Genomic DNA, 10267 nt, shown 5'->3' with positions numbered 1-10267 from the left:
CACACCAGCCACATACAACTCCCCCACCACACCCACCGGCACCGAACGCAACCAACCGTCCAGCACAAACACCGCCGCGCCCTCTATCGCCACACCAATCGGTGGCGCCCCCGTGCCCGCCGTCAAAGGTCCCGTCCGGCAGGCACACACAGTCGTCTCGGTCGGACCGTAGGCGTTGACCATCACCCGGCCCGGCGCCCACCGATCCACCACCTCAGCCGGACACGCCTCACCGGCGACCAGCAGCGTCATCGACGGCAACCCGCTGGGGGGCAACACCGCTGCTGCGGAAGGGGTTTGGCTCAGGAAGGTGACCTGCTCGGCGGTGAGTAACGCGTGTAACTCGTCGGCCGAGCCGGCCACTGATTCGGGAACGATCACCAACCGGTCACCGCCCAGCAGTGCGCCCCAGACCTCTTCGACCGAGGCGTCGTAGGCCAGGGAATGGCACTGTGCCCACACTCTTGTCGGCGCATCTGGATCCGCATTCTTGGGCGCAAGCACCTCGGTGACGTTGCGGTGGGTGATGGCCACCCCCTTGGGCACACCGGTGGTCCCCGAGGTGTAGATCACGTAGGCGATGTCGTCGCGGTCGGGCATCGGCACTGTGGTGACGGGTTGGTCGTCGACGGCGGGATCCTCGCGATCGATGATCAGCACGGTTGGTTGGTCCAGTCGGGCGGCCAGATCAGCTGTGGTGATCGCGGCCACCGGCGCGGCATCGACGAAGATGAATCCGATCCGTTCAGCGGGCAGATCCGGGTCGATCGGCAGATATGCCGCTCCCGTCTTGAGCACCGCCAGCATCGCGGCGATCGCTTCCGGACAGCGTGAAAAGAACAGCGCGACAGTGCTTCCGGGGCCTGCGCCGAGATCGATCAATGATTGCACGAGCCGATTCGCCGCCAGATCCAAGTCCAGGTAGGTCATCGACCGGCCCTGGTAACTCAGGGCCACCGCGTTGGGCATCCGGGCCACCTGCGCGGCGAACAACTCCGGTATGGACACACCGGTCGCCGGCCGACTCAGCGCGGCGCGGTTGCCGAGGTCGTCGAGGCGGCTGCGTTCAGAAGCGTCCAGCAGATCCACGGCTGACAGCCGCCGTGCCGGGTCCGCGGTCATCGAGGCCAAGATCCCCCTCAACCGCCCGATCAGCCCGTGGATATTGAACTCTTCGAACGCATCGGTGTCGAACTCGACGCGCATTTCCAGTTCGGCGCCGGGCCGGACCGCGATCGTCAGCGGGTAGTGGGTGGATTCATGACCGCACACATCGGTAATCATCAATTCGGTCATGCCGGACAAGGCAGTGGCGTCGACGGGATAGTTCTCGTACACGAACAGGGTGTCGAAAAGTTGATCATGTCCGGTGATGCGGTGGATCTCGCTCAGCGCGATGTGCTGGTGATCCAGGGTGGCGTTGTGGACGCGCTGCAGCCCGGTGATCAGGTCGGCCGTCGTGATGGCGGGGGTCATCGCCGCTCGCACCGGCACGGTGTTGATCAACAGCCCGACCATCGATTCCGCGCCGGCCAGCTCGGTTGGCCTCCCCGAAACCACGGTGCCGAAGGCGACGTCGTTCTGGCCGGTCAGCCACATCAGCAATTGAGCCCACGCCGACTGGAGCACAATATTGACAGTGGTATGAAGCGAGCGTGCCAATTCGCCGATATCGCTGGATATCTCAGCGGGCAGGCGGAAGCTCTCCACACCGCGACGGCCGGCATTCGACCGGTCGGCGGGGCCCACCAGCGTCGCTTCTTCGAAGCCGACGAATACGTCGCGCCAGGCGCTCGCAGCGGTGTCCTCGTCGCGTCCGGCGAGCCAGGAGATGAAGCTGCGGTACGGCGCGGGGGTGGGTAGCTGGTGCCCGTGGTAGCTGGCGAAGATCTCCGCGACGAGGATCGGCAGCGACCAGCCGTCCATCACGATGTGGTGGAAGGTGAGGACGAACCGGTGCCGATCGTGTGCGGTGCGGATCAGAGCAGCTCGAAAGATCCGCTGGCCGAACAGATCACAGACCGCTGCTCGCTCTTCAGTCCGTACCCGCTCGATCTGCTCATCGGAGATGAGTTCGATATACCGCCACCCAACGGCGGGATCGGCCGGGATAGTCTGGACCGGCTCGTCGAACTGAATGTGGAAGCGGGCCGCGAGGTTCGGATGACGCTTGACGACGGTGGTCACCGCTTCGCGTAGCCGAGAGGAGTCGAGGGCGCCGCTCAAGGTGATCACCAGCTGGACCGCATAGACATCCTCACTCGCCTTCGCGGTGCTGGTGTGGAAGAGCAACCCCTGCTGCAAAGGCGTCAACGGCAGGATGTCGGTGACGTCGTAACGCTCGGTGAGTTCATCGATTTGGTGCTGGGTCAACCGGGCCGGTGCGATGTCGGAGGGGGTGAGGCCGCCGCCCCCTGCGCGGACGTGGGTGCAGATGCCGGTCAAAGCCTCGAACCAGAGCCGACTCAGTCGGTTGACCCGCTCGGAATCGAGCGTTGAGGGTGCCCATGTCCAGTGGGCGTGTAGTTGTGGACCGGTGCCGGTGTCGACAGTGCCGGCGTTGAGTTCGACGGTGTGGGCCAACGGCATCGGGACCGCTGCGGCAACACCGGTCAGCGACACTCCGTCGGGTCCGATGCGCCACAGTTCGTCGGACGATTCTTGTCCGGTGCTGGTGAGTCGGCCCAGGTAGTTGAATCCGATCGGGGGATCGTGCTCGGGTAGCTCGATGTCGGGGTTGAGATAGCGCAGCAGACCGTAGGTCAGTGGGTCGGGCAGAGCACGAAGTTGTTCTTTGGCGTCTTTGACCACCGCACCCAACGCCGTGTCACCGGCACTGACCTGCGCCCACGACAATCGACGGATATCCAGGGCAACAGGGTATTTGGCAGTGAACCAGCCCACCGTGCGGGTCAGATCCACCCCGGCCGCGATGTCCTCATCACGGCCGTGGCCCTCCACATCGATACCCACCGGCCCACCGGCACCAACAAACTCACCCACCGCGATCGCCAACGCGATCAACAAAATCTCGTGGATACCGGTGCGGAACGCCGCGGGCACCTGCCCCACCAACACCGCGGTGGTCTCGGTGCCCAACGACACCGACCACTGCCCAGCACCGGCATAAGTATCAGCGGGCTGGGGCCCGGGCAACAGCGCGGGAACCTCAGCCACCCGTTTCCAGACCTCGGCCTGACCCATGACCGCTGGGGCATAAGCATGGTCAGCCAACAGTGCCGACCAGCGGGCAAACGAGGTCTCCACCACCGGCAGGGTGATCGGCTGCCCGCTGCGGCGCTGGGTCCAGGCGATGTTGAGGTCTTCCACCAGTATTCGCCACGACACCCCGTCAACGGTCAGGTGGTGGACGATCAACACCAACTGTTTCGTCGAGGTCACCCACAGGGCACTCACCATCACGCCAGCGGCCAGATCCAATCGTGACCGCGCTGCCAGGAGCGCATGCTCAGACAACGCCTCGACCGACGTCAGACAGACATCCACCGACCCGGCGCCCGGAACGACGAATGACCGTCCGCCGTCACCGTCACGCTCGGCGCGCAACCGCAACATGGCGTGTCGGTCCAGCAGCGCCTGCAGCACCGCAGCCACATCGGACTCGGTGACCCCATCGGGGGCCTGCAGCACCACCGTCTGGTTGAACTCGTCAATCGGGCCTTGCCGGTTCGTCAGCCATCGCATGATCGGGGTGGCGGCCACCGGCCCGGTGCCCTCATCGACCGGAGCGAGACCCTCGTCGGCGACCTCGACAACCCGGGCCAACCGGGCCACCGTCTGCTCGACGAAAATATCGCGCGGGCGACACACCAACCCCGCCGCGCGCGCTCGGGCCACCACCTGCATCGACGAGATGCTGTCCCCACCCAGATCGAAGAACGAATCATCCACCCCCACCTGATCCAGGCCCAACACCTCGGCATAGATCCCGGCCAACACCTCCTCAACGGCATCAGTGGGCGCGCGGTATCCCGCTGCGGCGTATTCGGGTGCCGGTAATGCACGGGTGTCGAGTTTGCCGTTGACGTTGATTGGTAGCGCGCCGATGACCACCACTGCGGCGGGCACCATATACGCCGGCAGACACTCGGCCAGCGCGCTACGCGCACGACCCACATCGACCGTGCAGCCCGGTGTTTCGGTGACATAGCCCACCAAACGCTTATCACCGGGACGATCTTCACGCGCGATCACCGCCGCCTGCTCCACCCCGTCGAGCCCGAGCAGCGCGGACTGGATCTCGCCGAGTTCGATGCGATATCCACGAACCTTGACCTGCTCATCAACCCGACCCAGATAATCAAGCTGCCCATCGGCACGCCACCGCACCACATCCCCGGTGCGATACATCCGAGATCCCGGCAACCCAAATGGACACGCCACGAACCGCGCTGCGGTCAGCTTTGGTCTGCGCACGTAACCCACGCCGACACCGCGCCCGGCGATATACAACTCGCCCACCACGCCCGCCGGCACCTGTCGTAGTGAGCCGTCGAGTACGAAGAACGCCGCCCACGCCGTCGGGGAGCCGATCGGCGGCGCCCCTGAACCGGGTGTCAACGGCGCGCTCTTCGATGCCCACATCGTGGTCTCCGTCGGGCCGTAGACGTTGACCATCACCCGACCCGGCGCCCACCGGTCGACCAGCTCGGCTGGGCAGGGCTCGGCACCGATGACGAGTGCGGCCGAGCCCAACCCTTCGGGTGACAGCATCCCCACGGCGGAGGGAGTCTGGGTCAACACGGTGACCTGTTGTCTGATCAGTAGCGCGTGGAAGTCTTGCGGGGAGCGCGCGACCGAGTCAGATACCACGACCAAGCGGCCACCGAAAAGCAAGGCGCCCCATATCTCCCATACCGAGAAATCGAAGGCGTAGGAATGGAATTGCGTCCACACCTGCCCCGGTGCCAGCTCCACTCCGATTTCCAGAGAGTCGAACAGCTGGACGACGTTGTAGTGGGTGACGGTGACTCCTTTGGGCGCACCGGTCGTGCCCGAGGTGTAGATGATGTGCGCCAGATCGTCCGGCGCGGGATGGGGCAGATCGGTACCAGCTTGGTCCGCAATGCGTGGATCGGCGATGTCGATGATCTCGACGGTGCACCCGCCGAGCAGTGCGCGGAGGTCGGCCGTGGTGACCGCGGCGATCGGGGCGGCATCTGTGATCATGAAGTCGATCCGCGACGCCGGCAGGGCGGGATCGATGGGCAAGTACGCGGCCCCGACCTTCAGGACTGCCAGGATTGCGACGACCGCCTCGGCTGAGCGCGGAAAGAGCAGTGCCACAGTCTGTCCCGGTCCTGCTCCACGTCCGGCCAGAAAGTGTGCCAAGCGGTTGGCCGCCAGATTCAACTCGCGGTATGTCATCGCCCGGTCTTCGAAGGTGACTGCCGGCGCGTCGGGGAACCGGGCGACCTGGTCGGCGAACCGTGCCGGAACGGACACCGGCGTGGGGGGCTCGGTCAACATCGCGCGGTTGCCGAACCCATCCAGCCGGGAGTGCTCGGCGTCATCGAGTAGGTCGATCGACGAGATTCGCTGTGCCGGGTCGGCGCAAATCGCCGTCAACACGCGCTCAAAGCGTCGGATCAGCTTCTCAATGCTCGCCGCATCGAACACGTCGGTGCGAAACTCGACCGTGCCGCCGATTCCCGCGGGTTCGCCCGTGTCGTCCCAGCGTTCCGCCAGTGAAATGGCCAGATCCATACGGGCCGTGTGGGTCTCCACCGGCACCGACGCGATGTGAAGACCTTCCAACGCCAATCCGGAGGCCAGATCGGTATCTCCTGCGAACTGCCACCCCAACATCACCTGGATCAAGGGATGATGCCCCAACGACCTGGACGGGTTGAGCCGCTCGACGAGCACTTCGAAAGGCACGTCTTGGTTCTCGAAGGCCTCGAGGCTGCGCTGGCGCACCTGAGCCAACAGGTCGGCTACGTCGGGATCACCGCTCAGGTCGACGCGAAGCACCAACGTGTTGACGAAGAAGCCGACCAGTTCCGCGAGTGCGGGGTCGCGCCGCCCGGCGATCGGGAAACCGACGGCCACCTCGGGACAGGCGCTGATCTTCGAGAGCAGCACCGCCAGCGCGGCCTGCAACAGCATGAAGCTGGTCACGTTGTGCTCGCGCGCCACTCGTCCGACGGTCTGCTGCAACTCGGCTGACCAATCCACCACCAAGCTCGCGCCATGCTGATCGGCCACCGGCGGATAGGGACGGTCGGTGGGCAGTGGCAGGTGTTCGGGCAGGCCGGCCAGCGTCCGCTCCCAGTAGGCCAGCTGCGCGCAGATGGGGCTCTGGTCATCGTCGAGATCGCCCAGGAGTTGGCGCTGCCACAGCGTGTAATCGACGTACTGCACCGGCAGCGGTTCCCAATCGGGGCTCAGTCCAGCCGATCGGCTGGTGTAAGCGACGGTGAGATCTCTGATCAACGGCAGTATCGACAGACCGTCGGCGGCGATGTGGTGTGCGACGGCCACCAGCACATGCTCATGGTCATCAACTCGGAAAAGCTTGGCCCGCAATGGGATCTCCGATGTCAGGTCGAAGCCCTGCTGCGCCAGCGTGCTGAGGGCCTCGTCGAGGCGCGGCGGCGACCACCCGACGGCATCGACGACCTCCCACCCGAAGTCGGCCCGTTCGGGCGGCAGCACCAGCTGCCGGGGCGATCCGTCGGCGGCGGGAAGTAGCGTGCGCAGGCTTTCGTGGCGGGCCACCACATCGGCCAGTGCGGCGCCGAACGCCTCACGATCCAGGTCGCCGCTCAACCGCAACGCGGCCGCCATGTTGTACACCGCTGAGGGACCCTGCAACTGGTCGACGAACCACAACCGCTGCTGGGCGTAGGACAGCGGCACCACCGCCGGTCGCTTCATCGGAGCCAGGGGCTGAAGCCCGCGTGATCCCACGCCGACCCGGAGCGCCAGCTGGGCGACCGTGGGTGCCTCGAACACGGTGGGCACCGAAAGATCGGCGCACAGAGCGGAATTGACGGTGGCCGACAGGCGCATCGCCAGCAACGAATCGCCACCCAGATCGAAGAAGGAGTCGTCCACTCCGACACGTTCCAGGCCCAGCACCTCGGCGTAGATCCCGGCCAGGATCTCCTCGACGGCGTTGGCGGGGGGTCGATAACCATCACCACGCTGTGATTCGGGTGGAGGTAGGGCGTGGGCGTCGAGTTTGCCGTTGGGTGTCAACGGCAGCGCTTCGATCACGACGATCGCCGCCGGCACCATATAGGAAGGTAGCCGCTCGGCCAGCTGCGCACGCACTGCAGACGGCTCGGCTGTGCCGGTGATGTAGCCGACCAGCCGCTTCTCGCCGGGGCGGTCCTCACGGGCGATCACCGCCGCCTGTCCCACCCCGTCCAGTTGTGCGAGCACGGAGTGAATCTCGCCGAGTTCGATGCGGTAGCCGCGGATCTTGACCTGCTCATCGACCCGGCCCAGGTAGTCGAGCTGCCCGTCGTCCCGCCACCGCACCACATCGCCCGTGCGATACATCCGCGCCCCCGGTGATCCGAACGGACACGCCACAAACCGTGCTGCTGTCAGCCCCGGGCGGCCCACATAGCCCGCCCCCACCCCCGCACCAGCGACGTACAACTCCCCCACGACACCCACCGGCACTTGCCGCAGCCAGCCGTCGAGGACAAACAGCGCAGCCCCACCCACCGGCACACCGATCGGCGGCACACCCGAGCCCGCCGTCAACGGCGCACTGATCGCCACACACATCGTCGTCTCGGTCGGCCCGTAGGCATTGACCATCACCCGCCCCGGCGCCCATCGGTCCACCACCTCAGCAGGACACGCCTCGCCCACCACCACCAACGCCACCGACTGCAGCCCCGAGGACGGCAACACCGCCACGGCCGAGGGGGTTTGGGTCAGTACGTCGACGCGCTCATCCGTCAGCAACGCATGAAAATCCTCGGCCGAACCCACCACGTCCTCGGTGACCACCACCACCCGACCACCGCGCAGCAGCGCGCCGAAGATCTCCCACACCGACACATCGAAAGCCAACGAATGACTGTGCGCCCAAACCCGCACCGGTCCGAAGCCCAGCTCTTGCGACGCCAACAGTTGCGTCACGTTGTCATGCGTAATCCCCACGGCCTTGGGCACACCCGTGGTGCCCGAGGTATAGATCAGGTAAGCGAGGTCGTCACCGCGCGGCATCGCCAATGCGGCAGAAGTTCGAAGGTCGGTCGCGGAATCGTCGAGATCGATGACCACCGTGGTCGGTTGGTCGAGCCGGGCAGCCAACTCCGCGGTGGTGATCGTGGCGACAGGTGCGGCGTCGGTGACCATGAAGTCGATTCGATCCTCCGGTAAGACCGGGTCGATCGGCAGATACGCCGCTCCCGTCTTGAGTACCGCCAACATGGCCACGACCGCGTCGGCTGAGCGCGGTAACAACAACGCCACACACCGGCCCGGACCCGCGCCCAGTTCCACCAAGGACTGCGCCAACCGATTCGAGGCCTCGTCCAACTCGAGGTACGTCATCGATCGGCCCTCGGAGCTCACCGCGACTGCCTCCGGTGCGCGCGTCACCTGATCGAGGAACAACTCCGGAATGGTCACCGCCGGGCGAGAATCCGACAACACCCTGCGATTGCCGAGTCCATCGAGGAGGGTCTGCTCGTGATCGTCGAGCACGCTGATCGAAGCCAGCGGCCGCTCTGGGTCAGCAGCCATCGTGGACAGGATCCGCTCCAGCCGCGCCGCCAAGCCGCGGACATCACAACCAGCGAAGAAGTGTCCACCGCCAACGGTGTTCAGGTAGAGCTGGTCGTCGTCCTTGAAGAACACGAGCCCGAATTCGACGGGCCCGGCGTGAGTCAGCGTTCCCGTGGCTTCCGCATCAACCAGGTGCGCGGTGTGCTTGGCGGGTATGTAGTTGACGACCACCCGATTCGACGCCTGACCAGAGCCTCGAAGTCGTGCGCGGTAGTCGAGGGAGTGGACCGGGAAACGTTGATGCTGCAGCGCTTCTCGCATCCTGGTGTGGACGTGGCCGCAGAACTCCGCGACGGTCCTGCCCGGCGGGGCACTCAACACAAGCGGCACGAAGCCAGAGACCATTCCGGCCACCAACAAGGTTTCCGGACGCAGTCGCCTACTGACGGGGAAGTCGAGCACAACTTCTGATCGGTGCGTCTCAAAGGCGCGGACCAGAAGTGCGCACGCTGCTGTGACGACCGAAGAGCGGCGGACTTCCAAGCTCTGTGACAACACCTGAATCGCGTCCACAGCAGATGGGTTCAGTGGAATCGGCGCGGACGACTCCTCACTGCGCCCGCCCGTCTCCACGTCTGGCGGCCGATACGCCGGTTCGCTGTCTTGCGGGAGGTTCCTCGTCCAATAGGCATAGTCATCGAGGTAGTCCGGCGACGATTCATAGTCCGCTTCGCAGGCGATCAAGTCGCGCAGCGATCCGAAGTAGGCAGGCGGGACGGGTTGGTCTGCAGCCATCGCCGAATAGATCTCCGCCATCCGATGACAAAGGAGTGTCAGCCCGATGCCATCCACCACGATGTGGTGGCAGCAGGCGAAGACATAGAACTCGTCGACCCGGGTCTGCAGCAACGCGAATTTGAACAGCGGACCGTCCAGGGGCATCAATTTCCGTTGGATTGACGACGCCACCAAAAGGGCGTCCTGCGCCGGATTCTGCGAGTCCATGAGGTCGTAGCGGGCGAGCTCGATGTCGGGGTAGTCGATCGGTCTTTGGTAGACCGCCCCGTCGATCTCGAAAAAGACGGCTCGAAGGGGTTCCGCCTCGCGCACCGCCTGGATGATGGCCGGCTTGACCAGGCCGAGGTTGACCCTTCCCTCGATCAGAACCAACTCGCCGAGTTGCCATTTCGGCCCGAAGCTGCCCGATTTCTCCGCAAGCCAGATGTCCAGCTGCCCGCGCGTAAGCGGAAAGGTTTCATTATCAAGTTCCATTCCACTCCCGCCTGAGAGGGTTATTGATCAGGAAAGCGGATCGAATACTTGCGACCGTTCATCGGCCACTGCTGCTGGCTGCAATTCAGAGGGGCCGCACCGCGCTTCTCCGGAAGCGAACCGCCCCCAGTTGAGACACCGGCGAGGCCCGGCCACCGCCTGCATGGATAGTCGTGCTTCGTCACACCCGTTCTGGGCTACGGCGTAGCCATATTCGAACGGATCGATCTCCATCAGTGCTCCAGACCGCCGAAGACATGAATTGACGCCGGCAAGCCAA

1 protein-coding gene is annotated in these 10267 nt (G+C 65.1%); it reads right to left on the bottom strand.

Annotation, left to right across the window (positions count from 1 at the left end; genetic code table 11):
• On the bottom strand, window positions 1–9987 hold a 9987-nt coding region (locus AU072_RS13640), incomplete at its 3' end, for a non-ribosomal peptide synthetase (protein ID WP_120271670.1).
• Between the last annotated feature and the right edge of the window lie 280 nt (window positions 9988–10267).

The sequence above is a fragment of the Mycolicibacterium novocastrense genome, from assembly GCF_001499835.1.
GTDB lineage: Bacteria > Actinomycetota > Actinomycetes > Mycobacteriales > Mycobacteriaceae > Mycobacterium > Mycobacterium novocastrense.
This window is presented reverse-complemented; position numbering and strand designations above follow the sequence as displayed.